This is a genomic window from Planktothricoides raciborskii GIHE-MW2, from assembly GCF_040564635.1.
GTDB lineage: Bacteria > Cyanobacteriota > Cyanobacteriia > Cyanobacteriales > Laspinemataceae > Planktothricoides > Planktothricoides raciborskii.
In genome coordinates, this window is sequence record NZ_CP159837.1 from 1,209,092 (window position 1) to 1,235,132 (window position 26,041).

The window sequence follows — 26,041 nt, forward strand, 5'->3', positions numbered from 1 at the left end:
AAAAGCTTTTTATTGTAATGAACTGGGTTCATTTGACAAGATTTCTCTCACCGCTTCAGCGGTCATTTCAAACTTAATAATTTCCTCTGCTAACCACTCTGCATCTTTAGATAAAATAGTCTGCCAAACTGCTGCCACTTGGTCATCTAACTCTACCATTGTCACATGATTGGCTAATTTTTCAAAAGCCACTGTTAAACTGACAATTCCGCCACCAGCAAACGGTTCAATAAATTCTTGGGCTACATTCGGTAAACTATTTAGCCATTGTCGAATTCGAGGCACTAACCAAGTTTTTCCTCCGGGATAGCGAAAAGGACTCCTTTGAGGAACCGAGGAAACATTAGTAATTTGGTTGAGGTTTTGTTGATCGAATAGGGAAAGTTGTTGCATGGCGATCGCGTAATTATCGCGTAATCATCTCCTAATTAGAGTAAATCGATTAAACTGGGCGCATCTGGTGGATTCACCTCTTCTAACTTTTCATCTAATTTTTCTTGTAGATATGCTACAAAATCATTCATAGTGAATATTTTGCATAGGGAAGATTTTCGTAGGGTGGGTTAGGCGGACAGTGAGATTAGGAAATAAATCAGCCATTTAAATTTCCTCGCCCTTCCCACCACAGCCAAATTAATTGAAAAAATGGTGCGTTACGGCTCGAATTGGGTTAATTTGTGATAATTTAATGTTCATGGCGAGCAAACACGCACCCTACAAGCTAATAGATATTTTGTGACATATATATGAGACAGATCAATGAAAAATGAAACATTTAGGTTAAGCCGCGATCGCTATATTTAAGACTTGATTTTTCGCCGTAATACATTTTATAAAAGGTCATACGTTACTTATGAAGCTGATAGGATATAATTAGGTTATGATGAACGAATATTAGTCAATATTTGCTCTCACTGTATTAATGGGTATTAATGGATCGTGGCTGACAGCGGGAATTTTGGGTATCAATAAATTTTAATTGTTGATACAACATCCACATACGGGGTAAATCAACTCCGGCTAATTTAGCCATGCGAAGAGGGTTGCCTAGGATGGCTTCGACTTCCAGGGGATTGCCCCGATCGCAGTCTAATTTCATACTCGTCAAATATGGCTTCATCTTCTCCGTATGATCCAACATTTTTTCAATAAAAACATCGGGAATCGTGCGGCCAAAAGCTGCTGCACCAGCCACCACTTCTCGCATCAAATCTTCGGCCAAATGGCGAATATGTTTATTGGCCATCAATTGATTAGTGTCAGCATTTAAAATTACAGAGAGCCCATTATAAGGCACATTCCAAACCAACTTTTTCCAGCGAGTCAAGATTAAATCTTCATTCAGGATAGTGGCAATTTGTGCCTGTTCAAAATCCCTAGCAATTACCCGTAAATTTTCCGTAATCCCAGCGGGTTGACCGTTGGGGGAATATTCAGCCAAGGTAATCACCCCATAGTCTAAATGGCGAATATGTCCCGGCCCAACTTTATTAGAGCAAACAAAACATAAGCCCCCAATAATCGGGTGATGGGGAATAAAGTTTGCCAGAAATTCTTCAGCCCCTAACCCATTTTGGAGCAAAACAATCATGGTATTTTCTTTGAGTAAAGGAGGCAACAATTGCGGCAGTAAATGATTTTGGGTAGTCTTCAGGGCAACCACGACTACATCACAAGGAGGCATTTCTTGGACATTTTGATAAGCGTTGACTTGTTCTAAAGTAAAGTCACCATCTTTTGATTCAATTACCAGACCATTTTTTCTGACATACTCATAATCGGTATTCAGTAAAAAATGCACTTCAAATCCGGCTTTTTGGAGTAGACCGCCGTAAAATCCGCCGATCGCCCCTGTGCCAATAATTGCATAACTGTGATTTGTCATCAAACCCGGTAAATTGCTCATGTTCATGGTTATATATAGGCTATATCTGGGAATATTATCATTAGACACTAACCGGGCAAAATTATCGCTCGTCTGAGTGGCTTTTTTAGCCCTGGAAAGCCAGAATTGTCTATTATTTATTAGCTATTGGTTTAATTATATAGCCAGTATATAGCCAGAAAGCAAGAGTTAGTCAATCAGGTTCTTCGGGCGATCGCCCCGTTCAGTCCCCACAGTAACCACAATTTTTCTACCCCCTGAAATGCTACACCCCAGCCCCAGATAACCGGGGTCGGGGTGCGGCATCTAATTTAGATTAACTCAGATTGACTTTGAGGACTTTATGTTGCTCGGCTTCTGCTTAAGGGTCAATTTTAAAATACCATTTTTATATTCAGCTTCTACTTTAGTATTCTGAATTCGAGTTGGCTGGGGAATGACTCGTTGGAATTGACCGTAGCGGAACTCACTGCGAAACTTGCCTTTTTCTTCCGCCGTGAATTGAGATTTCCTTTCGCCGCTAACCGTGACAGCTTCAACGGTGACTTGCATATCTAAATCTTGGGGATTGATTCCGGGAATTTCTAGGTTTAAGTAAACGGTTGTCGAGGTTTCTTGGATTTCTGCTGGGGGAACAAAATTGACTGCCACATTTTCCGATTCAGGATAGGTGGTTAAGCGATCGCATACCTGGCAATAATAAAAATTAACTTAAAAACCTGCTTTCTGACTTCCCGGCAAGACTATAATATTTTGCAGTGTTTACCTACCTAGCAAACCAGGTGCATATTGGCATGAACAAAAGCCAGGAAATCCAAAGCATTATCGCCCAGCGTCAACCGCTGGCCCAAAAGCTGGGAGATATCGAGAGTCGCTTATCGTCCCTGTATGGTTTGATTCAGAATTTGGCACAAGAACGCGATCGCCAGCTTGAGTATTGGTCGGGGGACGCGGCGACCCAGGCAAAGCTAAAAAGTCTCGACTTTGCCCAATTTGAGCAAATTGCCACTTCTTCTCTAGCGTCATTGCACCGACTCCAGAGCCGATTTTCCCGCAAAGCCCTGAATATTGGGGTAACTGGGCGCATGGGACAAGGCAAAAGCACCTTGTTGCAGAGTTTGAGTGGGCTGGAAAACGAGGTGATTCCGGCAATGCAGGGGAAAGCTTGCACCGCAGCGCGGAGCACTATTTGTCATCAACCGGGGAATTTGACCGCCGCCGAAATTCAATTTCACGATCGCGAGTCTTTTTTAACAGAGGTGATTATTCCCTATTACGAGAAACTCAAACTCACCCCGGCGCCCAATTCTTTTGAAGCGTTTGCTCATGCAGAAATTCCCAGGCTGGAGCCGGGGAAAGAGTTAAGAGCGTGTTTTTAAACATTGAAAAATACTTACTTTGGCCATGAAAAAAGTAAAATTTGTTCTACTGATTTCGGGGTTACTAGCTTCTCATATGCTATTCTCAGACAGAGTTATGGCGGAATCTTGCTATGCTCGAAGAGCCGATACTCAGGGTAGAACTGCTTCTGATGGGAGTTGTCTTGCTTTTCCTATTTTTGCTGGAAATGCGTGGGGTAAAAGTTATGTAGCTCCTTATGTTATGGGTTTTGTTACTAGGGCTATACAGGCAGGCAGTGCGGGTGATTATAATTCGGCATTATTGCATTTTGAGGAAGCCAGCCAATCCCTTCTTAATAATGAATTGATATCTGCAAGAGACGCGGAGCCTTATCAAAGAGAAGTTAATCGAGGGTATTTAGCGGCTCAAGTAGCAAAAAAATGGGTAGACCAAGGAGATTCTGTCGCAGCGCGACAAGCTTGGATTGAAATTAGTGGGATTGATTACTGAACAAAGTACGGGCTGAATTTTTCTAACGAAGGTTGTACACCTAGAGAGTTGAGGGCGATTTAGGGCGATCGCACATAATTGGGTCAACAGCCTTTGACCCCTACCGTCGCCAAAAATAGTTATCCTATAAATATGTAACCGGAGTAAACCAACAGAGATGGAAACTATTACAATTCAAGTCGATGCTGAACTAGCCCAAGCTTACCGAGAGGCTGAACCCCAGCAACAAAAAAATGTCTCGTTCATGTTTAATTTGATGATTAAGGAATTACTCACCTCTAATTCTTTTAACGACCTTGTAGCACAAATTAGAGAAGAATCTGCGGCCAATGGATTAACTGCTGAAATTTTAGCCGAACTATTAGAACATGAATAAAAAACGTTTTTCCCCTGGCTTATAAATGGAGGAATAGCCTCAAAGAATGCATTCCCATGCTGGAGCAGGGTAAGGAGTTAAATAAATAGTAAATATAGAAAATAAAAAAGCGATCGCACATTTTAAATCTATCCTCTGTGTCCTTTGTGTCTCTGTGGTAAAAAATCTCAATTACACCTCCATGACAGAAACCGCCAGGGAATGAATTCCCTGGCTAATAGCGAAAGTCGGTTAAAACCGACTAAAATTTTTTTAATATAAGCATTAAGAGTCGGTTAAAACCGACTTGCGCTATGAGGCCGCCATCATTTTAATCCCCGCCGGTTGTGGTTGATTAATCTAAAAACCGCTGTATGTCGTGCGATCGCGCTTTCACCAGAAACCCGGTTTGTCAAAATCCCAAATTTTGCTAAAATGGAAACCCTATACAAATTATTAGATAAAATCAAGCATAACCCAGGACTTTATATCGATTATTCATCGGTGACAAACCTATATATGTTTCTCTGTGGATATGAATCACGCACAACTGAATATTTCCCTCAGTGAAGAAGAAGCAGAATTCCAAGAATTTCAACCGTGGCTACAAGAACGGTTTGGCGTAAAAACTTCTGCATCATGGGCGCGGATTATTTTGCTTTATGCTATTAATGAGGAAGAAGGATTTAATACTTTTTTTGATTTGCTAGAGGAGTTTAAGTTCGATCGGGCTACTCAGTCGGATCAACTTCGATTTGACAAAACCTCAGAAAATGAGTTTATTTTATCAGGAAAATAAAAAAGCGATCGCACATTTTAAATCTATCCTCTGTGTCCTTTGTGTCTCTGTGGTAAAAAATCCCAATTACACCTCTATGACAGAAACCGGGTTTCTTTCTGTGAAAAATAAAAAAGCGATCGCAATCAATCCTCTGTGTCCTTTGTGTCTCTGTGGTAAAAAATCCCCTGGTTTATTTTACCGGGAAATAAAGAGGCGATCGCTGCTACTCCAGATAGTATTGGTGGGTTACCACACCGAACGGCACCCTACTAATAGAAAAGTATTGCCTAAGTCCTGTTCAACCCTATTTTTTATCAGAATTTTGATCAACTCATGCTTTCCGCTTGCGAGCAGATTTCGCACCTAAAATCCCCAACCCAATTAAACCAAGAACCGTAGAAGGTTCAGGAACCGAGGCGACGGTGACATTAAATCTATCTTCTGTCCCAAGTTCCTCACTACCATATACGCGGTTTAAAGCAGTCAGCCAATCATTTGTCGGGCCTTGAGTTAACCAACTAAATGGTTGGGCTGTGGTAATAAAATCTTCCACTTCAAATGGATTTTCATTACCATTATCATTACTTTGAATATCATAACCCCAAGTCCAACCCACTAACGGCTTGACGGAAAAGAAATCATCTTGGGCTTTGTTGGGATCATCGCCAAACACTTCATCTAAGACTTCAACTAACCAAGTTTCAAACTTAGCCTCTGCACGACCACCAATAGATAAAACATCAGGGAAAGAGGCGGTAGGCTGATCGAAGAAATAATTTTCCAAACCTGGTTCTGCATCGTAGTAAGGCAAGAAATCAATCAAACCAGGGGGCATCATAAAATACCCACCGGGGGGAGGATCGAGCAAAGGTTTTTCAATCAACGTACCATCGTAAAATATGGTAGGGCCATCGGCTGATGTTATAGCACTAATAAAGCCATATTTGCCACTTTGATTGGGATTAAACATCGCGTCCATAATCACCGATCCGGCTCCAATATTAGGAAACTCTTCTAATGGATAACCGGCGCGCACTGTATACTCATTAATTGTTAAAACGCCCTGATTCAGAGTTTGGCAAGAAAATGCTCCATCCCAGCATACAGCGCTTGCCGCTTCTGGGAGAGCAAGGCTGGACAACGCAGCGAAAAACAAGGGGTAAGTAATCTTTTTCATAACCTTCTGATAGCTAACTTTACTTGATAATATCTAATTTGAACTGGATCTAATTTGAACTGGCTCGATTTAATCGAGGGATTCCCTGTAAGGTAGGCAGAAAGAATTAGCCTTTTTACTCAGACTATTGCAGATTACCGCATACCAGCGGGATGGATTTAGCGATCTGGCTATATCTGTTCCAGATTCACTTCTCAAAGAGAAAAATACTGAAAGCATTTTTTTCGTTGAACCGCTAAATTTCACTTGGCTTTATCCGTAATTATACGCAGGTTTTAGAGAAAATACCAGGGGACGGCTTCAACTTTACAAAAGCTTTAAATTTTCCCGGTTGATTTCCCTGGGTTTCGCGGATTTCTTTACACAATCTTTAAAAGACTGAAGAGACCGCGTAAGGGTACTTAACGAAAAAGGCAATTCGAGATAACCCCGCCCGATCGCTGGATCGGGGAAAAAGGCCGTGGAGTTTGTGAGTCACTTTGACAAATCATCAGAATTCACAAATCATCAGAATATAGATGGGAAATAACCATCCAACAATTGTCATAATATGACAAAGTAATAACCCTAGTTAAGTTTTATAAAGAAATATAAATTTTTTTACCATAAAGTTACCAGAAGGAAACAACCAGAATCGACTAAATATTCATAAGCATCAAACTTTTAAGATTGATTGGCTAAAATAGATTGTGTTCGGCTGAGTCCAGCTAACGGTTGAAATCAACCAACAATCTGATAGCGATCTATTGATTAATCGTGTATCTATGACATTTCTGAACAAAACATGACCAATTTTGCCAAAAATCCCCAAAGGCGATCGCGCCTTTTGATTCAGTCACCATCGATTCACCGTGAGGAAATAAATGAGAATAAAAATTAAGACTTGGATGAAAACTTGGATACATTTCCTGCTGGGGTTACTCCTAGCATTTGGTTTATTTACTTGTCAAACCACAAATATGACCACAAATTTTTCCCAGGCAGTGGAAACCTTACCACAGGTTGCCCCACTTCCGAAGCCACAAATTCCCGACTGGATCGAACAAATCAGCCCGACGGAAGAAGCCGAACCCCTTGCCCAAATTCGCATCCGGTTTAAAGACCCAGTAATTCCTCTAGAGAGTCTCGACTCTCCCGAACAGCAAATCAAACTAAACCTATTTCAAATTCAGCCTGCTTTACCGGGGCGATTTCGGTTTTTAACCCCGCGCATGGTGGGATTTCAAGCGGACGAACCCCTGCCCAAAGCCACGCGAATTCAAGTTACTGTAAAAGCGGGTTTAGCAGATTTAAATAATCATCGTCTGACTCAAGATTTGGCGTGGACATTTACCACTGACCCGATCCAAATTACCAATTTACCTGAAACTAATCCTAATCCATATAGTTCAGGATATCTGGATATCAAGCCAAACCTAGAAATTACCTCAAATGTTCAACTAGACTTGAACTCTTTGGCCAACAATGCCACCTTAATTTCTGAGGCTAATCAAGAAAAAATTAGCCTAAAAGCTGAACAAACAACCGCCGAAAATCAGCAACCATATCCGATTTTTTTAGCCAATGGTTCTACGGATCCATTTAATCTGATTAACCGTCAATGGCAGTATCAGCTAATTCCTCAACAAGAACTGCAAAAAAATACTCGTTATCGCTTGGAATTAGATCCAGGAATACGGCCTATCCGAGGTAATTTAGTCAGCGACAAAGCGTTTACCAGTCAAGTAGCAACCTATGCTCCCTTAAAATTTGAAAAAATAGAAACCAATCGCGGATGGGGATCCAGATTTGATCAAGGAATCTCTGGATTAAGATTTAATAACCCCTTGAACGCTGATTCAGCCTTAGAAAATATTCGCTTTAGTCCTCCACCTAACCCAGACATTCCTCTATTAGAAATTTATGAGGGCAACAACTATGTTGGGGTTAACTCTTGGGCATTAGAACCAGAAACAAATTACACCATTACTATCGGCGAAAACCTTAAGGATACCTTTGGTCAAACCTTGGGTAATTCCTTAACTATTCAGCATAAAACAGGAAATTTATTGGCCAATATTTTTACCCGAACAGGGTTAAATATTTTTCCCAAAGGTGCCAAAGCTAATTTTAAAATTTCCACGGTAAATTTGCCGGAATTAAACTATAAAGCCGCTTACAAAGTCGTGCAACCCACTGACTTAGTATATCGCAATAACTCAGAAGAATTTCTGCCAAGTTCAAATACTTGGAAAAAGTTCGATATTTCCGGTAAAAAAAATCAAATCACCCAGACTGAAGTCGCTTTAGAGCAAGAACTGAAAGCCCCTACAGGCATGGTGGCTTATGGAGTCCAAGCCAAGACAGTTCCTTACTCAGAAAATAACCAGCAAAAATGGCAAGAACCCACTTATTATGGTTTCGCCCAAATCACTAATTTAGGCGTCTTTACTCAATTGTTTCCCAAATCTGGATTAATTCGGGTCAATCATCTATCTGATGGGGCGCCAGTTGCCGCTGCCACTATCGAGATTTATCAGTCAAAATTGAATGAAACACCTCGTCCTGAACCGAAACCTTGTGCTACTGGAATTACTGACCAAACAGGAACTTTTATCCTGAATAATCAGCAGTTAAAACAATGTATTCCCAATAATGAACCACCAGAATTATTAGTGATTGCGCGAGAAAACCAAGATTGGGCTTATGCTCGATGCGATCGCGACAGTGGCAGCTATGGTTATGGCATTTATCCCGAATGGGACTATGGCCAAATTCAACCACGGGGGACTATTTTTTCCGATCGCAACCTGTATCAACGGGGTGAAAAAGCATCATTTACCAGCTTGGCGGCTTATTTGCAAAATAGCCAGTTAAAGCTGGATAAAAATAGCCAATATACTGTCACCTTGTCTCAACCAAATGGCACGCAAAAAAATCTGGGTAATTTTACCACCAATGAGTTTGGGACATTTTCTTTTGACTGGGCAATTGAACCAGATAGTCCTTTAGGAGACTATTATTTATCAGCCGATGGAAAAAATGGCAATGTCCTTTCTGGTTATGTTCGGGTAGCAGAGTTTAAACCGCCAAATTTTCAGGTGGATTTAAAGCTAGATAAAGAGATTGCCATTAGCCAGCAAACTATCGAGGCAAAAGCAGAAGGTCAATACTTATTTGGCTCCCCCTTAGCGGCAGGTCAGCTTAAATATTATGTCACCCGCAGTCAGGCAAATTTTACCCCCAAAGGTTGGGAAGAATTTGCTTTTGGACAACAGTGGTTTTGGCCGGAAAACCCACCATCAATTGATGCTGAAGTGCTGCAAAATTATGCTGAGTTAGATCCTCAAGGTCTGGGAACTTTTACCTTTAAAATTGGTAATGACTTACCCTATCCCATGACCTATCAAGTATCCGCCGAAGTCTCGGATAGCTCAAATCAAGCAGTGGCCGCTTCTCAGTCGGTGATTGCTTTACCCAGCGATCGCCTAATTGGGTTAAAAAGTGACTTTGCGGCTGAAGTGGACAAAGATTTTACTGTAGAAATGATTGCCACTGATGCCACAGGTAAAGTGCTTAAAGGAGAACGAATTCGCCTGCAACTCCAAAAAGTTGACTATAAACCGATGCCGCGTTCAATGTCAGAAACTTGGCCAAAATATAAACTTGAATATACAACCGTAGCGGAAAAACAAATCACATCTGGCGGCCAAGCCGAAAAGATTTCTCTCCAAGCAAAAGAAGCGGGTTATTACCGCATTCGGGCTAATTTTGCCAATGCCAAAGATGAAGTAATGGCGACCGATTTATCCATTTGGATTAGTGGGAAAAATCCTGTATTTTGGGGATATCCTGGAGAACAGGAAAATGCCCTGGAAGTTAAACTAGATAAAGATACTTATCAACCCGGTGAAATCGCCACCGCTGTTGTACAATCTCCCTATCCAGAGGCCGAATTATATTTTGCCGTGGTGCGAGATAAACCCATCTATAAAACTATCACCAAAGTAACCGGAGGGGCGCCGCAAATTCAGTTTACTGTCACCCCAGAAATGCTGCCCAATGCCGCAGTGCAAGCGGTGTTAGTCCGACAAGGTATTTCTCTGGATCAAGTGGAAGCGGGAACGGTGAAAGATTTGGTAAAAATTGGTTTTGCCCCATTTTCCACTAGCTTAGATGAGAAATATCTCCAGATAGAAGTGAAGCCAGATTTAGAGGCTGTTGAACCTGGGGCAGAACAAAGCCTCAAACTGACCGTTAAAGATGGGAAAAATCGGCCAGTTAAAGCACAAGTTTCCCTGATGGTGGTGAATGAGGATGTCCTGCAATTGACGGGATATCGTCCCCCGGATTTGGTGACAACAGTTTATGCCCAGCAATTAATTCCGACGCGGTTTACGGATAACCGATTTGCGGTGTCTTTGAAGGATATTATTTTTAATCAAAATGAGAATCCTCAATTGTCACCACGGGCTGCTACTCCAGGAGTGGGAGATGTATTTCTACAACAGGAGTCGGAAAAAAATCAGTCTGCCCCATTACCTGCAAATGCTCCTGCAGCAGGCCGATCGCAGACCCCAGAAGAACCGGCGCAAGCGATCAATATTCGCAAAGATTTTAAGCCCTTGGCTTATTACAATGGTGCCGTCATCACTGACAACAATGGTCACGCCACTGTTCGGTTTAAATTACCGGATAATTTAACCACTTGGCGAGTGATTGCGATCGCCGAAACCGAGGATATGCGGTTTGGCAAAGGAGAGAATACTTTTATCACCAAAAAACCGCTGATGGCCAATCCATTGCTACCCCAATTTGTCCGGGTGGGCGATCGCTTTTTTGCCGGTCTTGCGGTCACTAACAATACGGGCAAAAAAGGCAATTTAGAAATAAATGGCCAAGTGGCGGAAAATATGCAGTTTGCGGAAAATGCCAGCAGTACCCAACAATTAAGCACTCAAGCCAAACCGGATACAACTGGCTATCGTTTCCCGATCGCAGCCCAAGACATTGGGGTAGGAAAGATAAAATTTACCGCCCAATTAAACAAGCGGGACGGCGATGGTTTCGAGGTATCTCTGCCGGTGAAAAAACTGGCAGTTACAGAACAGGTGATTTCTACTGGAGTCACAGAAAATCAGGTCAAAATTCCCTTAAATGTGAATCAGAATGTAGCGCCCAATGTGGGAGGTTTAGAAGTTTCTCTGGCTTCTACCTTAATCCCCGAAATTACTGCCCCAGCGCGGCAAGTATTTGAAGAAAATCGCTTGCCATTCTTGGAACCGGCAGCCTCTCAGTTAGCGATCGCTGCTAACCTGCAAATTTTAGGGCAAAAATATGGTCAAGCTTTTGGGGAATTTAACCCCACAGCCCAGGCAGAAATTGCCTTAAAACAACTCCAAGAACTTCAGCAGTCTGATGGCGGTTTTGCCTCATGGCCAAAACAATACCAATCCGATCCATTTGTCACCCCCTACGCGGCGGAAAGTTTAGCCAAAGCGTTGGCTGCTGACTTTAAGGTAGATCCGGGGATGGTTTCTCAGGTAAAACTGTATTTGCAGCGTCTCTTAGAAAACCCGCAACAATATGATTATTGCCAGACAGAAATCTGTCAAAATCAGTTGCGACTATCCGCACTGATGGCTTTAGCCGAATTAGGAGATAAACGGGATAGTTTTTTAGGGGATATCTATAAACAGCGAGAAGAATTAGACCAGTTATCTCAGCTTAAATTGACCCGCTATTTATTTAGCTTCCCGCAGTGGCAAGATGAGGCAAAAACTCTGTTCGATCGCTTCCAGGAAACAGTTTATGAAACTGGGCGATCGGCCACAGTCAATTTACCGCGAGGCTGGTATTGGCTGAGTACCCCGACCACTCAACAGGCGGAAACTTTACGGCTATTTATTGCCCAAAAAGCTAAACCAGAAGTGAGCGATCGCCTCTTACAAGGGCTATTAAATTTGCGGCGAAATGGCACCTGGCAAAATAGTTATGCCAACGCTTCTGCCCTGACTGCATTAGTGGCTTATGCCAACACTCAACCCACCCCACCGAACTTTACCGCCACGGTAAAATTAGCCGGGGAAAATATCGACTCGATGCAGTTTCAAGGCTACGAAAATCCCAGTCGATTTATTAATGTAGCAATGGATCAATTACCCCAGGGAAATGCTGACTTAACCTTAGAAAAATCAGGGGCAGGTAGCCTACATTATTTAACCGCCTATAGCTATCGCTTATTAGGCAATGCCCCCGGACGATTTAACGGCTTGCGCGTTGACCGAAAAGTTCGCCTTGCCGGGGAAGATCAAGTGCTGGCAACAATGGGGTTATCTGCCTTAAATCAACCCGTAACCGTAGAGGTTGGACAAGTGTTTGATATTGGGTTGGAAATTATTACTGACCACCCCATCGATCATCTGGTGATTACTGACCAATTACCCGCCGGTTTTGAGGCAGTAGATACCACTTTTCAAATCACGAATCCGGCAGTTCAAGCCCAAGTTGATAGCTGGGAAATTGGTTATCAAACCATTTACGCAGACGAAGTGGTTGCTTATGGCGATCGCCTCAATGCCGGGGTCTATAATCTGCATTATTTAGTGCGGTCTGTAACCCCTGGAACCTTTGAATGGCCTGGGGCAGAAGTGCATCTAAAATATGCCCCAGAAGAGTTTGGGCGATCGGCCACGGCTACTTTGGCAGTGAAAGAATAATTACTACCAAAAAACCTCAACCTGGTTCCTGAATAAGCCCGGTTGAGGTTATGCTTCAGAGGTTATGCTTCAGGCGATCGCTAACAGCAAACTGGTTTATTGTGTTAGCTATAAAACCAGGAATTCCTGGTTTATTTCCGTTTACCGATTGACCCATAAAAATAATTGACAAGCGGCTTTTAATTGGAAATATCCCCATTTTCCTTGCCAGTCAGAAATTTTCCCAGTCCATCGGCTTGATTTTTGCAAATCAGGTAGAAAAATCAGGCGTTTAAATTCTTGGATGAGAGACCGATCGTGACAAATGGCAATAATGTCTTGCTGAAAATAATAACTAAATAAGTCAAAGTTAGAAGAACCGATGATTAAGTATTGGTCATCGATTAACATGGATTTTAAGTGGGTCATGCCATCAGGGTAAAGATATAGGTCAATTCCCGATCGCCCAGTTTCCCAGCGAGTATAATGGTCGTAAACTCCCCAGTTATTCGCCGCTGAGGTAATGAAGGAAATTTTCACACCGTTTTTTCGGGCAGTTCGCAGGCGATCGTAAAAAGGAAATGACAAATAAGGGGTTTCAATGATAATTGATTCACGGGCTGACTCAATTAAATCAAAAAATCTGGGAAATAGCTGAGAATTATTCCTGCCATTGAATAAATAGAGTTCAATGTTGCCAAAATTCTGAAATTTCTGCTGATGTTCTCCCTGCCAACTGGCTAAAAAGTCAGTGGTTAAAAATTCTGCTATCTTGGGGTCTTCAATTCGCAGCATCATATCATGCCACGCAAAGTTATGCTGGCTAAAATTAATTCCGCCAATGTAGAGAATTCGACGATCAATCACAATCATTTTTTTATGATTGCGATCGGCAAATTTGCTGAAAAATAGCCCGACGGGATTAATAAATTTAACCCCGACTCCATTTTGATTCAGACGTTTAATGATTTGCCAAGTTTCTCTGGCTTCTTGCTGTAATTCTGATTTGAGTAAATTTGGCAGACTATATAAAAATTGATCGCTAATCTTATACTTAGTATAAGAGTCGATCATCAATTTTTTATCCCTAGCCGCAGAAGCTAATAAGGCTTCGGCCAAGTTTTGACCGACGCGATCGCCCTCAAAAGAAAGGGTTTGAATATAAACTTGGTCTTGGGCTGATAAAATATCGGCTTTCAAGCTTGCCCAAAAGTCATGTGAATCCACTAAAATCTGAAAATTCATAACCACAAACCTTTCAACAATTGAGGAATTCCTACACAAAAGATAAACCGGATAAACCGTCCAGCCGCCCCAAACGTAAAAAAGTTAACCAACTTAATTTTTAACAGAGCCGAGCCAACAGTGACGACAAAAAACGGCGAAAAACTCACCCAACCGGAAAGAAAAATAAACCAGTTGCGGTGGTTGCCCATTTTTTCCATTTTTTGGATAACTTTTTCAATCTGGTTGGCGTATGCTGTTTGAGGGAAAACTGGATCGCACCTTGAGTGGCAAAAAACATCAGAGATTTTCCCAGCATTTGTCCCAAAGTAGCCAAAAGAACGATCGCTAATAATTCCCCAAGAGATTTGGGCAAAAGTGTGGAAATTGAAAGCAAGTAAACTTCGGTGTTCAGCAAGGGAAATGCCCGGGCGACAGTACAAATAATTAAAGTCGCCGCATAAAGTCCGAATTGACTAATTAATTCCGAAACATTCATGCAAGATAATCCGCTGTAAATTGTATCTTTTGATGGGGCAAAGCATTCGGATGGGGAGCATCCCCAGCATTGCAACTACACCCGTAGGCTCTTGGGAGGGCGAAGCATTCTGACGAGTGATTCTCGGTTGCTCGCGAGAGATTCCTCGCCAGAATGCTTCGCCCCTACCGGGGAAAATAATTAATCTGCAATTAATTTGCGGCACCAACTAGGGCTGATTCCCCTGGATCTGACTTCTGAGGGTGGCGCCAGTTGTCAAACACAGCGATCGTATTCACACAGGTCTGCAATACGCAGCGCAATCCTTCTCGGTCGCGTACTCGGCATCCAAGTGCTCCTGAGTGTATTCTAGGAAGGGAATGCCCGGGTAGCCCCTTTGTTGGGAGCAGCGATGCACCAGACCATCCTCGCAAACGTAGAGATAGCGGCCTCCTGCCCGACACCGCCACTGGTTAGGACGGCCTTCCACAAGGTTATTTCGGAATGCCATAAAGTGCGACATCGGCCAGGGGGTTGTGGAACGGTAATCTTGGTAGATGGCTCGTTCCTTTGAACCGAGAGGCCGCAGTTGGCCATTGCCATCGTGGACTACGCTCACGGTACTCGTGAAACCCAGTTTCCGGGCATGACGACCAATGGTCAAAGCATCCTCTGGGTTAGAGATGCCAGCACCAATCACCGAGTTGATGTTCACGTCGAAGTTCCCATAAGCCGCTAGGTGATCGAGATTATGCCCAATGGTCGTCTTGGTTGGGTTTCATGGTCTGCCGTTCCCTTGTAGTATCTGCTTAAATTTTATAGTTACTGGGAGGAAATTGGCATTGTAGAAGCTTTCGCATATAGCCTAGCAGGGCGACAATTTATGGAATAAACAGAAAAATTTATTTACCACAAAGACGCAAAGGACACGAAGGGATGGCTGCTGGGGTCATGGCGGGGTGCGAGAAACCCGGTTTCTTTTAAGCTACAGTGGAATAGACGATAATAAACGATACAAATAGGCATGAATAAGGGGGCGATCTATGACCCAAAAGCTTTTACTGGTGGATGATGAGCCCGGTTTACGAGAGGCAGTACAAGCCTACTTGGAAGATAGTGGCTTTGAGGTGAATGTTGCGCCAAATGCTCAACAGGGCTGGCAATTGTTGGAAAAGACTCTACCGGATTTGGTGATTACGGATGTGATGATGCCCCAGGTAGATGGGTATCAGTTTCTTAAGCAGATGCGGGAGGATCCCCGGTTTAAGGCGCTGCCAGTGGTGTTTTTGACCGCTAGGGGGATGACCAGCGATCGCATTCTGGGGTATCAAGCGGGTTGTGATGTGTATATTTCCAAACCTTTTGACCCGGATGAATTGGTGGCGATCGTGCAAAATTTGCTGCAACGGCGGGCGGCGCAAAATAGTGAAGATGGGGATGAAGCGGGGATGGCGGATTTAGTCCGTCAAATTGCAGAAATTAAGGCGTTGCTAACAGGAAATACGGGAATTGTTCAGACTCCCGCACCGATTAAAGTCGATTTAACTCCCAGAGAACAAAGTGTTTTAGATTTAGTAGCCCAAGGATTAATGAATAAAGAAATTGCCCGTCGTTTAGACACCAGTGTGCGGAATGTAGAAAAGTATGTGAGTCGCTTATTTAGCAAGACCGGCACCAACAGCCGCACTGAATTAGTGCGCTATGCTTTGGAACATGGATTAACGAAGTAATATACATATGACAAAATAACCGATCGATCCCCCCAACCGATGGCGGATCAAAGGGGGGCTTTTTATAATTTTGCCATAATTGTCTAATGATGATTTAAACAGTGATTTAAACAGTGATTTAAACAGTGATTTAAACAGTGATTTAAAGATAGTCGGTTGACAATAACTGTCAACCGTTAGCCATGAACGTTAAACATTTTTGGGGTATGAACACTCAACCAGTGGCTCCTTCTCTAGAGACGCAGCTTAGAGACGCAGGAGCAGGTTAGAACCATGAGTATCGGTGCCGCAGGTACTTAATAAATGATATTCTGCGGCTAACTCTTTTACTTGTTGAGTTTGCCCGGGACTCGGTTGCCAAGGTTTAGGGTTGCCGTAAGCATAGTAAGTTTCTACCCCATCAATCCCTAGGTTAGCCGCTGCTCGAATTAAGTCCACAGGCGATCGCCGATAGCGGACGGGATGCGCTAATACCGCTAATCCTCCGGCAGCTTGAATGGCGGCAATCACCTGAGATGCTTGATAATCCCGACCTTTAGGGGCTTGTCGTTGCAGGTAAAGCTCCATGCTAGGGTGTGCGGGATTAAAGGCATAGCCGAGAATATGAACTTCCGTGCCAATTAAATCAGCGTTAATTTCTACCCCAGTCCACAAATACGGCTTCGGCGCCGGGTTAGAGTCATACCCATGAGCTAATTGTTTTTGAAGTTGGTTCTGATATTGGTTCTGATTTGGCCATCGATCGAGCCATTGCTGTGCCACTTGATAGCCCCCGATGCTGTGGTGATCGGTAATAGCTAGTCCTTGCAGTCCAATGCTTACCGCTTGGGACATAATCTCTTCTGGCTTTAACTGACCATCGGAGAAGGTTGAGTGGAGATGAAAGTTGTAAGTCAGCGGGCAACTATTGCCGTTAATTGTTTGGAAAACTTTTTTCAGTGCTGACTTATTTTGAGCCGCACTGAGGGTCAAGGTTGAAGGTTCTGCAAGATTCAGAGTCATAGATCCATTGGGAATGATTGATCTTTTTCTAGCATATCTAATAAGATATGTTTCTAGGATATCTAACTTGCAGAGGTACTTGACGGCGATCGCCTTATGGCAATTGATTAAATGAATAAACTATTGACTTTGACTAGACTTGACTAGACTTGACATATTTTGTAGGATTTTATACGACTTTTTTAGTAATTTATTCAATTTTCATTATTATATCCATAACCATCAATTATCAATCCTCAATCATTAACTATTAATTATCAAGAATTAAGAGCTAATTATTAATAACGATCAAGGAGGGGCGATCGCCCATGACGGCGTTGGTGCGATCGCAGAGTAAAATCGCTCATCATGTTCACCGAAAGCTTAAGGATTTTCAGGATTATTTTCTGCATTCCGTGCTTCCCAGGCCATTTGTAAAATCGCCGACCAGCGTTTTTGCGCTTGTTTGACAGTACATTTAATCGCGGCAGCAATTTCTTGGTCAGTAGCGTGGTGGCGTTTCAGTTGCAACAACTGAAATTGTTCGGCAGAAAGTTTCCCCTGAAAAGCTTGCCACTCTTGCAAAGACATCCCCAAATTTTGATCCAAATCAGCCCCTAACCATTGATGCACCAGTTTCCATTGACTAGAAGACCGAGCGAATTTTTCCACATGGTACTTAAACCGCTGTTGTAAATAGTCCCGTTGGCGAGGTGTCAGACCCAAAATTTCATCAATATCCGGAGCAGACAAATCTTTCAGCTTCAACACCAGATAATTCACACAATCCGGTTGACCTTGATCTTGCAAGTATTGAATCAGTTCCGCCACCACGCGATCGCGCAACACCGCATCTGCTGGATCGACCGTCTCAGAAATCATTTGCTCGCGCACTTGTTGCGCTGCATAGGAACGACCATGCTTTTCCGCTTCTTCTCCCTTGGGAAATTCCACAGTTTGCTCAATATCCATCACCGTTTCCTGGGGCTGACCGTAGGCAAAGCCTTGAGCGCGTAAAATAATCAACTGCTGATTGCGATAACCGGGTAAATTAATCCGACGCTTGGCATATTGCTCCGTAAAAGCCATATACTCAGCCAGTTGCAATTGAGTCCGGGGAGTATAGTCTTCCGGGACATCATGTTCCCGTCGGAAAGCCCGCAGCACCTCGATATAGAAATTTTGTAAGAAATCTTCAATTAGGTTGTAACGAGCTTGGAAAGTCAGATATTGATTAGAGGAAATATGCCGATAGACCATCGAGCTCAGTTGAGCGTGTAACTCCACTCGTCCTTGTCTCGAACCCAGGCGGAAATATTCCACGCACTTTTGCAACCGCTGACGACCCAGGTTGACCTGCCAGTATTGCACCTTACCGGACTTTTGGATGCGATCGCTCTTAGTGCAAATCCGGTTCACTTCCTCAGCAATCCGTCTTGCCACTTCTGGAGCGCTACTTGAGGCAGTTTTCAGCTTCGTCAACAGTTCGCTCAACAACTCATTCATTAAAGTTTCCAGATCCATCCCTTCTACTTCCGTTTCTGTAGCGAGAGGGGATAAATTCACACTCCGATCATCGTTCAAAGTCATGGTTTCTTGGGCAGCAATTTTGGTTTCGGCATTACGATTCACAGAATTTGCAAGTTTGACGTTCATGATTAAAGCCTCTGGTGGCGACACACCTAATACAAATTTGATTTATGAGCATGGTTCAGAAGAGGTTTCTGATCCGCTTCACATCGCTCAACTGTCCCCAATCTACGAGGCTTTAATTGGGTTTAGTGCTTCCAGGTTGCCACTATCCCAACTGCCTAATTTGATCGTGGCCACCGGAAAAACTGACCCCCAGTTATCCCAGGATTCAAACCTGTGCTAACCGTTGCCCCATAAGTGTTTTCAGCCATTCACACCGCAAATCACGCCACAAAATTTCACTTTCCCGCAGAAAAAGTTAGGGAGCCCACCCCTTCCCGCAATGGACAATTTCAAAACTGGCTGTCCCAGCAGTGAATGCTGGGCTAACTGGCACAATCTTTGCGATCTGTAAATTGGCTATAACAACACAAAATTTCCATACGGACAGATTCCTTTCCGATCCGGAGAAAAAATATTCCACCGCCACTTGCTCTAGGGCCGTCGGTCTCCGACGGCCCTAGAGCAAGTGGCTCTTTGATCCGCGCCATCAAAATGCCATCAGAATTTCTCTCTATCTGGAAAATAATTTATAACAGATTAGTTACTGCTTATAATCACGACAGGAATTATCGTAAACCAATAATTGCCCAGCAACGCCTATATATCAACGCCTATATATCAACGCCTATATATCAACGCCTATATATAAAGATTTGTCATCATTTCTCATAATCTTGAGGAATTTGTGGGGATTTCCTCACTGCCATAACATCTTTTTTTGTGCCTAACTGGATCCCGTCTTTACTTTCAGCCAAATTAATAGATTTTTTCCGGATCTGTCAAATAATAAAGCCGGACTTAAGGCAACACTGATATTATGTTGGATTAGCAACAGAATTTGTTGACGAATTTTTATCGATTAATTCACATAAAATCGATTCATAATATATTGTGACATATTATTATAGCATATTTTTTTGGATAAAGAAATAATTCCCACATTAAAATTTGATTAATTTTTGACCCAACTCGATCATCTAGCACATTTCAGAAATTAGCTGGCTATAATGTGAAAAGAGAGTAAATACCTAGTGATTTCAATCCCTAGGAGACAAGACATAACAGAAATTGAGACAGTTAAGCCCATGAAAGTCACAAATCAAGCCGAACTTGAAGCCCTAATTCAGCGAGTCAAAGCGGCTCAAGCAGAATATGCCACCTATAGTCAAGCCCAAGTTGACGAAATTTTCAAAAAAGCAGCCTTAGCCGCCAATGCGGTGCGGATCGCCCTAGCGAAAATGGCTGTAGCTGAGACAGGGATGGGCATCATTGAGGATAAAGTGATTAAAAACCACTTTGCCTCCGAATACATTTACAACAAATACAAGCACGAAAAAACCTGCGGCATCATCGAAGAAGACAAATCTTTTGGCTTCCAGAAAATTGCTGAACCTGTAGGAATTCTCGCGGGAATTGTTCCCACCACCAACCCCACATCTACGGCAATTTTTAAAGCATTGATTGCCTTAAAAACTCGTAATGGCATCATCTTTTCTCCCCATCCCAGGGCAAAACAATCGACGACTGAAGCGGCCAAAGTTGTCCTAGAAGCTGCGGTTGCTGCCGGGGCACCGGCAAATATTATCGGCTGGATTGATGAACCCACGGTTGCCCTTTCCCAAGCACTAATGCAGCATCGAGATATTAATTTAATCTTGGCTACGGGCGGGCCGGGAATGGTGAAAGCGGCTTATTCTTCGGGACATCCTTCTTTAGGGGTTGGGGCAGGCAATACTCCGGCCATTATTGATGCAACGGCTCATATTAAAATGGCAGTTTCTTCGATTCTTTTGAGCAAAACTTTCGACAATGGGATGATTTGTGCCAGCGAGCAATCAGTGATTGTCGTGGATGAGGTTTATGAGAAAGTTAAGCAAGAATTTGGCGATCGCGGGGCTTATTTCCTCACCCCAGAAGAAAAAGCCAAAGTTGCCAGCCTGATGATTATTGATGGCCACTTAAATCCCAATATCGTTGGCCAATCCGTAGAAACCTTAGCCCAACTCAGCGGCATTTCTGTCCCACCAGGTACGCGAGTTTTGATTGGAGAAGTGACAGAAATTAGCACCAACGAACCATTTGCTTATGAAAAACTTTCTCCCATCTTAGCTATGTATCGGGGGAACGATTTTAAAGATGCCGTAGAAAAAGCCGAGGCATTAATTGAATTTGGCGGGCGGGGTCATAGTTCAGTGCTCTATACTTCTCCGGCAAATAACGAGCATATCAAATATTTTGAAAACCGGATGGAAACCGGACGGGTATTAATTAATACCCCAGCCTCCCAAGGGGCGATCGGCGACCTCTATAACTTCCGACTCGATCCATCTTTAACATTGGGATGCGGCACCTGGGGCGGAAATACCGTCAGTGAAAACGTTGGCCCCCAACACTTGCTGAATATTAAAAGTGTATCGGAACGCCGGGAAAATATGCTCTGGTTTCGGATTCCCCCGAAAGTCTATTTTAAATATGGCTGTATGCAGACCGCCATTCAAGAGTTGCAGGGGAAACAGCGAGCATTTATCATCACCGATAAACCTTTATACGAGTTAGGAATTACCCGCAGTTTAGAACAAGTCCTCGAAGAAATTGGCATCAAATCTGATGTGTTCTATGATGTAGAACCCGACCCATCGTTAAAAACAGTTAATAAGGGATTAGCCTTAATTAACTCATTTAATCCTGATGTAATCATCGCCATTGGTGGCGGGTCGCCAATGGATGCCGCCAAAATTATTTGGCTAATGTATGAGCATCCAGAAACCGACTTTGAAGGACTGGCTACCCGGTTTATGGATATCCGCAAACGGGTTTATGAGTTGCCGCCTTTGGGCAAAAAAGCCATGATGGTGGCTATTCCCACCACCTCCGGGACTGGTTCAGAAGTCACGCCCTTTGCGGTGGTGACGGACGATCGCACGGGGATAAAATATCCTCTAGCTGACTATGCCTTAACTCCGAATATGGCCATTGTCGATCCTGAATTAGTGATGAATATGCCCAAAACTCTCACCGCTTATTCGGGAATTGATGCCTTAACTCACGCCTTGGAAGCTTATGTTTCCGTCTGTGCTTCCGAGTTCACCAATGGCATGGCATTAGAGGCGATTCGGTTACTGTTTAAATATCTACCATCGGCCTATAAAAACGGGGCGAAAGACCCGAAAGCGCGGGAAAAAGTCCATTATGCGGCCACAATGGCAGGGATGGCTTTTGCTAATGCTTTTTTGGGCATTTGTCACTCAATGGCCCATAAATTAGGGTCTACATTCCATGTCCCCCACGGATTAGCCAATGCCCTGATGATTTCCCACGTGATCCGCTACAATGCCACGGATTTACCCTTTAAACAGGCGATTTTTCCCCAGTACAAATACCCCAATGCTAAATGGCGTTATGCCCAGATTGCGGATTACTTGAAACTGGGTGGGGAAACCGACGATGAAAAGGTGGAAAAATTAGTCGAAGCGATAGAAAATCTCAAGCGGGAATTAGATATTCCTATGACGATTAAAGAGGTATTGCCTGAAGATGAGCAAGCCTTCTCCAAAGAACTGGAAGAAATGGCCGAACAAGCTTTTGATGACCAATGCACTGGGGCGAATCCCCGTTATCCTTTGATTAAGGATCTCAAGGAATTGTATGTGTTGGCTTATCAAGGTTGCCGGATTGGGGCAGGTTTCTATCATCCTGAGTCCGATCCTGCCCATGTTTAAAGCGGATCTATTACAGAAATTTTCTCCGCGAGTAAACCACAAATACCTGTAGGGGCGAAGCATTCCGTAGGGGCGAATGGCCATTCGCCCTTGTAGGGGCGAATGGCCATTCGCCCCTACAATACTGAAAATATTAAATTAAATACCGCTTGGGCTTCGCCCTAGCGTGGTTCAGTAAGAAAGAAAACCGCTGTAGTCAAAAACCTTTGAAGTAAAAAGAAACCCGGTTTCTTCAAGAAACCGGGTTTCTTTACTAATCTTTACTAACATAAACCCCGTTTTCTAATTGGGATTTTCATAGAAAACATAGCTAGTGGAGTAATCGCTAAACTCAAAGTAAACTCGTTTTTCTCCGGGATCTACTTGATAGTTCTGATTTTTGTCCAAGTGGCCATAGCCAAATCGATAGGGACGAGAGGTGCTCGGATCGCTGGTTCCCTGCGCCGTGGTTAGTTTATCGATTTTAATAAATCGATGCACCAGCTTATCCCCGGCATAAATATCTAGAACTCCATCAGTCCCCGTCCAGTTTTGGATATTGCGTTGAAGTTGATTTTGGGTTTCCTGGGTGCAACCAGTAACCGATAGACCGAGGAATAAAACTATAGAAAGATTTTTTACTTTTTTTAACATAACTGATTGGATGTTTTGAATCGATTGACAGCTATATTATAGTCGGTCTTATTTGAGTTTTATTCTCGGTCTGCATAGATGCTGGTCAATGTTCAATTTTCAGAGTTTACAGGGTTTAATTTTCAGCCAGTTCCGTTACTCTAAGGGAATGGTCGGAATTGTGCCTGGGTTTTCCTGCTTTGCCAAGTATTGACTCAGGGCATAAACCATATCTCCGCGAGTCATTAATTGATCGGGATTTAGACGATTGTTGGCCGAGTCAATGTTTACTAATTCTTCAAAAATAGCGCTGGCGATCGCCCTTCTTGCCCAGCCAGGGATGCGATCGCTATCTGGGTAAGAACTGAGAATCCGGGAAATTTCGGCATCACTGAGGGACAAAACCCCATAAGCTTGGGCAAATGTGGCAAAACCTGCGGCCCTGGTCACAGGTTGATCCGGGAAAAATCTTCCCTGTTCGTCCATATGTAAAATTCTATTTTGCAGCACAAGCTGAATATTGTCAAACGCCCAATGGTCGTTGGGGACATCGGACACGCGAAGATTATTTTCTTGTCCTGGAATGCGTTGATCTAATCCAAAAGTTTTGACTAAAATTGTGGCCAATTGCGCCCGACTCAATACCCGTTCTGGATGAAATTGACCATCAGGATAATTTGTCATCAATCCCATTTGAATAATTTCCTGAGTGCGATTTCCGTAGGCATCCCTAGAAGAATCGACTTCTTGGGCTTGAACCATTAATGAACCCGTTTCTAAGCACAACAGCAAAGAACACAAGCTGATAATTTTTCTGCTAAACACCCTAATTCCTCCTATTTACATCTTTTAATTTTATTTAATAAAAAAGTCAAGAAAGTGGCGATCGCGGCCTAAGCCTCGGTGCGGAGCACCTTCGCGACTCTCTTGACTCGTGTTCAATTAACCGAATGAGTAATGTTTTTTTACCGCTTTGCGAATTTTCCAAGTGCAAGACATTCCCGCTGGAAATGTCACCAAATCACCTTTACCCATTTCCACTGGGGTGCCCCGGTCGGGGGTGACGACCACATCTCCCTCTAGGAAATAGCAAGTTTCACGCATATCATAAGTCCAAGGAAACTCAGACACTTCTTTTTTCCAAATCGGCCAGCTAAAAATCTCCAGTTTTTTCAGTTTTTCCTCACTGGGTTTATGTTCAATTTGAATCTGCATTTTTTCCAGCCTCCAATTTGCCAACATGACAAGTATTTTCCCCCAGGCTGACTTAGAAAACAATCTCGTTCTGTTATTAGTGATTGGTTATTAGTTATTGGTTGAGTGGTTGGTTGGATTACCCTGGAAATCCCCACAAATAACCAATCACTAATAACCAACAATTAATCTTTAATTTACTGATCCCAGGGAATTGGCGCTGGGTTGCCTTCTTGTCGTTCTAAATACTGACTTAAGGCATAAGCCATATCGCCTCTGGTCATTGGTTCTAAAGGTTTAATCTGATTATTAGGACCGATATTGACAAATCCTTCATAAATAGCGGTAGCAATAGATTTTCTTGCCCAATCAGGAATTTGTCCCGCATCAGGATATTTAGCTAGGAGTTCGTTGATATTATTTTGGGGAAACTGAAAGACTCCATAAGCTTGAGCGAGAATAGCCAAACCTTCGGCTCGGTTGACTCTTTGATTCGGGAAAAACATTCCATCTCGATAACCATTCATTACTCCAGTTTTGAGGACAATTTGAATATCCCGGTAAGCCCAATGAGAGGAGGGCACATCTCGCAAGGTAAAGTCGTTGGTGCTGACCAATGCTTGACGGTTGTCTAACTCAAAAGTTCTGACTAATAATGAAGCGAGTTCAGCGCGGCTAAGAATCCGATTTGAGTTAAAATTGCCGGTAGGATCTTTGGTCATTAATCCGGCAGAAACCACTTTTTCTACATGAGAAAACTCTTCAGCATTGACTAGGGTAGGCATTTGCAAGATTAAGGTCAAAGACAAAATGGTGAGTAAGCGTTTCATGCTGTTTCTCAAAGCTAGGATAATCTTGAGTATTATGATTAATGACTACAGATAAGAAAACAAGTGTTCCGGGATTTTTGATTATTTTTGCTTATTTTTGCTTACCTATAACAAAATCTATAGTCTTTGCATTAGAAATCTAAATAATTGACCAAAGAGGTGGGTGATGGTGGTAGGAGGATGGGAATTTTTCCATTTGTTTTACTAGGGGCGGTTCGCGGTAGCGATCCGATGAAGCGGAATCGCCTCTGGAGAAATTGAGGGTATTTTTGCATCACTACAAGGGAAGTGTTGCGGATTTCGGAATTTATAGAAAAATTTTTTCCGGGTCGCAACTTTCACCCCTTGAAACATAAATATATAAATCTGAGGAAAACCTTTGAAAAGTATTGTCTGACAGAGCGATCGCGATTTGGCATTGCTGAATCCTCACCATTGCCATAAGCTCTGCTTAAGAAATGGTAGGAAATGTTAAGAATTAATACAACCTGCCTGGAGTGATTGACATGAGTTCGCGAAAAATGTATTCAATAACATTCAACTAGATTCAATTGTCGTCTATCAATTAAGGGGAAAGTTCCTTGATTTATTCAACTTTACTTGCAGTGGTTCCCAATACCCTGGAATGGAGTCCCACTGTGGCCATTGTTATGATCATCTGCAATATCGTGGCGATCGCCTTTGGTAAATTCACCATCAAATATCCCAGCGTTGGCCCAGCAACCCCTTCCCCCAATTTGTTTGGTGGATTTGGTTGGGGTGCCGTGCTCGGTACTACCTGCTTTGGTCACATCCTGGGGGTTGGTGTCATCCTGGGACTAGCCAGCATGGGTGCGCTTTAAAGCATTGCCC

At 43.0% G+C, this 26,041-nt stretch carries 21 protein-coding genes; 9 read left to right on the forward strand and 12 right to left on the reverse strand.

Annotation, left to right across the window (positions count from 1 at the left end):
- Positions 1-9: 9 nt before the first annotated feature.
- The 3 genes from ABWT76_RS05050 to ABWT76_RS05060 all read right to left on the reverse strand — a co-directional run bounded on the left by ABWT76_RS05050 (position 10) and on the right by ABWT76_RS05060 (position 2,536).
- A complete protein-coding gene (locus ABWT76_RS05050; protein ID WP_197285289.1) occupies positions 10-393 on the reverse strand; it encodes a DNA adenine methylase in 384 nt (127 codons plus the stop codon).
- A gap of 526 nt (positions 394-919) precedes the next feature.
- Complete coding sequence (locus tag ABWT76_RS05055) at positions 920-1,885, reverse strand: putative 2-dehydropantoate 2-reductase (RefSeq protein WP_054466545.1); 966 nt, start codon at positions 1,883-1,885, stop codon at positions 920-922.
- Between the two features lie 321 nt (positions 1,886-2,206).
- Entirely contained in the window at positions 2,207-2,536 is a 330-nt protein-coding gene (locus ABWT76_RS05060) for an Hsp20/alpha crystallin family protein (RefSeq protein ID WP_054466525.1), read from the reverse strand.
- A 143-nt stretch (positions 2,537-2,679) separates the two neighbouring features.
- On the opposite strand from ABWT76_RS05060, the gene ABWT76_RS05065 reads away from it, so the two are divergent.
- The 4 genes from ABWT76_RS05065 (at position 2,680) to ABWT76_RS05080 (ending at position 4,890) form a co-directional block, all read left to right on the forward strand.
- The gene (locus tag ABWT76_RS05065; RefSeq protein WP_054466524.1) at positions 2,680-3,264 is read left to right on the forward strand and encodes a hypothetical protein; all 585 of its coding nucleotides are present in this window, start codon (positions 2,680-2,682) and stop codon (positions 3,262-3,264) included.
- A gap of 25 nt (positions 3,265-3,289) precedes the next feature.
- Entirely contained in the window at positions 3,290-3,736 is a 447-nt protein-coding gene (locus tag ABWT76_RS05070) for a hypothetical protein (RefSeq protein WP_156331737.1), read from the forward strand.
- Positions 3,737-3,893: 157 nt separating this feature from the next.
- Positions 3,894-4,112, forward strand: coding sequence for a hypothetical protein (locus tag ABWT76_RS05075; protein WP_354635751.1), 219 nt, complete (start codon positions 3,894-3,896; stop codon positions 4,110-4,112).
- A 514-nt stretch (positions 4,113-4,626) separates the two neighbouring features.
- Positions 4,627-4,890, forward strand: a complete 264-nt coding sequence (locus ABWT76_RS05080) for a hypothetical protein (protein WP_354635752.1) — start codon at positions 4,627-4,629, stop codon at positions 4,888-4,890.
- A gap of 313 nt (positions 4,891-5,203) precedes the next feature.
- On the opposite strand, the gene ABWT76_RS05085 is transcribed toward ABWT76_RS05080, so the two are convergent.
- Entirely contained in the window at positions 5,204-6,049 is an 846-nt protein-coding gene (locus ABWT76_RS05085) for a PEP-CTERM sorting domain-containing protein (RefSeq protein ID WP_054466520.1), read from the reverse strand.
- A gap of 863 nt (positions 6,050-6,912) precedes the next feature.
- Here ABWT76_RS05085 and ABWT76_RS05090 point away from each other — a divergent pair.
- Entirely contained in the window at positions 6,913-12,747 is a 5,835-nt protein-coding gene (locus ABWT76_RS05090; protein ID WP_190879857.1) for an alpha-2-macroglobulin, read from the forward strand.
- A 141-nt stretch (positions 12,748-12,888) separates the two neighbouring features.
- Here the strand turns inward: ABWT76_RS05090 and ABWT76_RS05095 are convergent, their stop codons facing one another.
- Entirely contained in the window at positions 12,889-13,971 is a 1,083-nt protein-coding gene (locus ABWT76_RS05095) for a phosphatidylserine/phosphatidylglycerophosphate/cardiolipin synthase family protein (RefSeq protein ID WP_054466518.1), read from the reverse strand.
- Between the two features lie 145 nt (positions 13,972-14,116).
- Positions 14,117-14,449, reverse strand: coding sequence for a hypothetical protein (locus ABWT76_RS05100; RefSeq protein ID WP_054466517.1), 333 nt, complete (start codon positions 14,447-14,449; stop codon positions 14,117-14,119).
- Between the two features lie 568 nt (positions 14,450-15,017).
- Between ABWT76_RS05100 and ABWT76_RS05105 the strand changes: the two genes are divergently transcribed.
- The gene (locus ABWT76_RS05105; protein WP_156331735.1) at positions 15,018-15,167 is read left to right on the forward strand and encodes a hypothetical protein; all 150 of its coding nucleotides are present in this window, start codon (positions 15,018-15,020) and stop codon (positions 15,165-15,167) included.
- 304 nt (positions 15,168-15,471) lie between these two features.
- The gene (locus tag ABWT76_RS05110; RefSeq protein WP_054466515.1) at positions 15,472-16,158 is read left to right on the forward strand and encodes a response regulator transcription factor; all 687 of its coding nucleotides are present in this window, start codon (positions 15,472-15,474) and stop codon (positions 16,156-16,158) included.
- Positions 16,159-16,404: 246 nt separating this feature from the next.
- Here the strand turns inward: ABWT76_RS05110 and ABWT76_RS05115 are convergent, their stop codons facing one another.
- On the reverse strand, positions 16,405-17,160 hold the full coding sequence (locus tag ABWT76_RS05115) for a PHP domain-containing protein (RefSeq protein WP_054466514.1): 756 nt from the start codon (positions 17,158-17,160) through the stop codon (positions 16,405-16,407).
- A 363-nt stretch (positions 17,161-17,523) separates the two neighbouring features.
- Entirely contained in the window at positions 17,524-18,795 is a 1,272-nt protein-coding gene (locus tag ABWT76_RS05120; protein ID WP_054466513.1) for a HetZ-related protein, read from the reverse strand.
- Positions 18,796-19,919: 1,124 nt separating this feature from the next.
- Between ABWT76_RS05120 and adhE the strand changes: the two genes are divergently transcribed.
- A complete protein-coding gene (adhE, locus tag ABWT76_RS05125; protein WP_054466511.1) occupies positions 19,920-22,553 on the forward strand; it encodes a bifunctional acetaldehyde-CoA/alcohol dehydrogenase in 2,634 nt (877 codons plus the stop codon).
- A 282-nt stretch (positions 22,554-22,835) separates the two neighbouring features.
- Here the strand turns inward: adhE and ABWT76_RS05130 are convergent, their stop codons facing one another.
- From ABWT76_RS05130 to ABWT76_RS05145, 4 genes are all read right to left on the reverse strand, one after another.
- Positions 22,836-23,186 (reverse strand): hypothetical protein, encoded by a 351-nt coding sequence (locus ABWT76_RS05130; protein ID WP_054466510.1) that lies wholly within the window; start codon positions 23,184-23,186, stop codon positions 22,836-22,838.
- A 135-nt stretch (positions 23,187-23,321) separates the two neighbouring features.
- Positions 23,322-23,990, reverse strand: coding sequence for an S-layer homology domain-containing protein (locus tag ABWT76_RS05135; RefSeq protein ID WP_231636778.1), 669 nt, complete (start codon positions 23,988-23,990; stop codon positions 23,322-23,324).
- 117 nt (positions 23,991-24,107) lie between these two features.
- Positions 24,108-24,407: a cupin domain-containing protein gene (locus ABWT76_RS05140; protein ID WP_197285288.1), complete on the reverse strand. Its 300-nt coding sequence runs from the start codon at positions 24,405-24,407 to the stop codon at positions 24,108-24,110.
- Between the two features lie 149 nt (positions 24,408-24,556).
- Positions 24,557-25,189 (reverse strand): S-layer homology domain-containing protein, encoded by a 633-nt coding sequence (locus ABWT76_RS05145; RefSeq protein WP_054466509.1) that lies wholly within the window; start codon positions 25,187-25,189, stop codon positions 24,557-24,559.
- A 581-nt stretch (positions 25,190-25,770) separates the two neighbouring features.
- Here ABWT76_RS05145 and psaK point away from each other — a divergent pair.
- Entirely contained in the window at positions 25,771-26,031 is a 261-nt protein-coding gene (gene psaK / locus ABWT76_RS05150; protein ID WP_197285287.1) for a photosystem I reaction center subunit PsaK, read from the forward strand.
- Positions 26,032-26,041 lie beyond the last annotated feature (10 nt).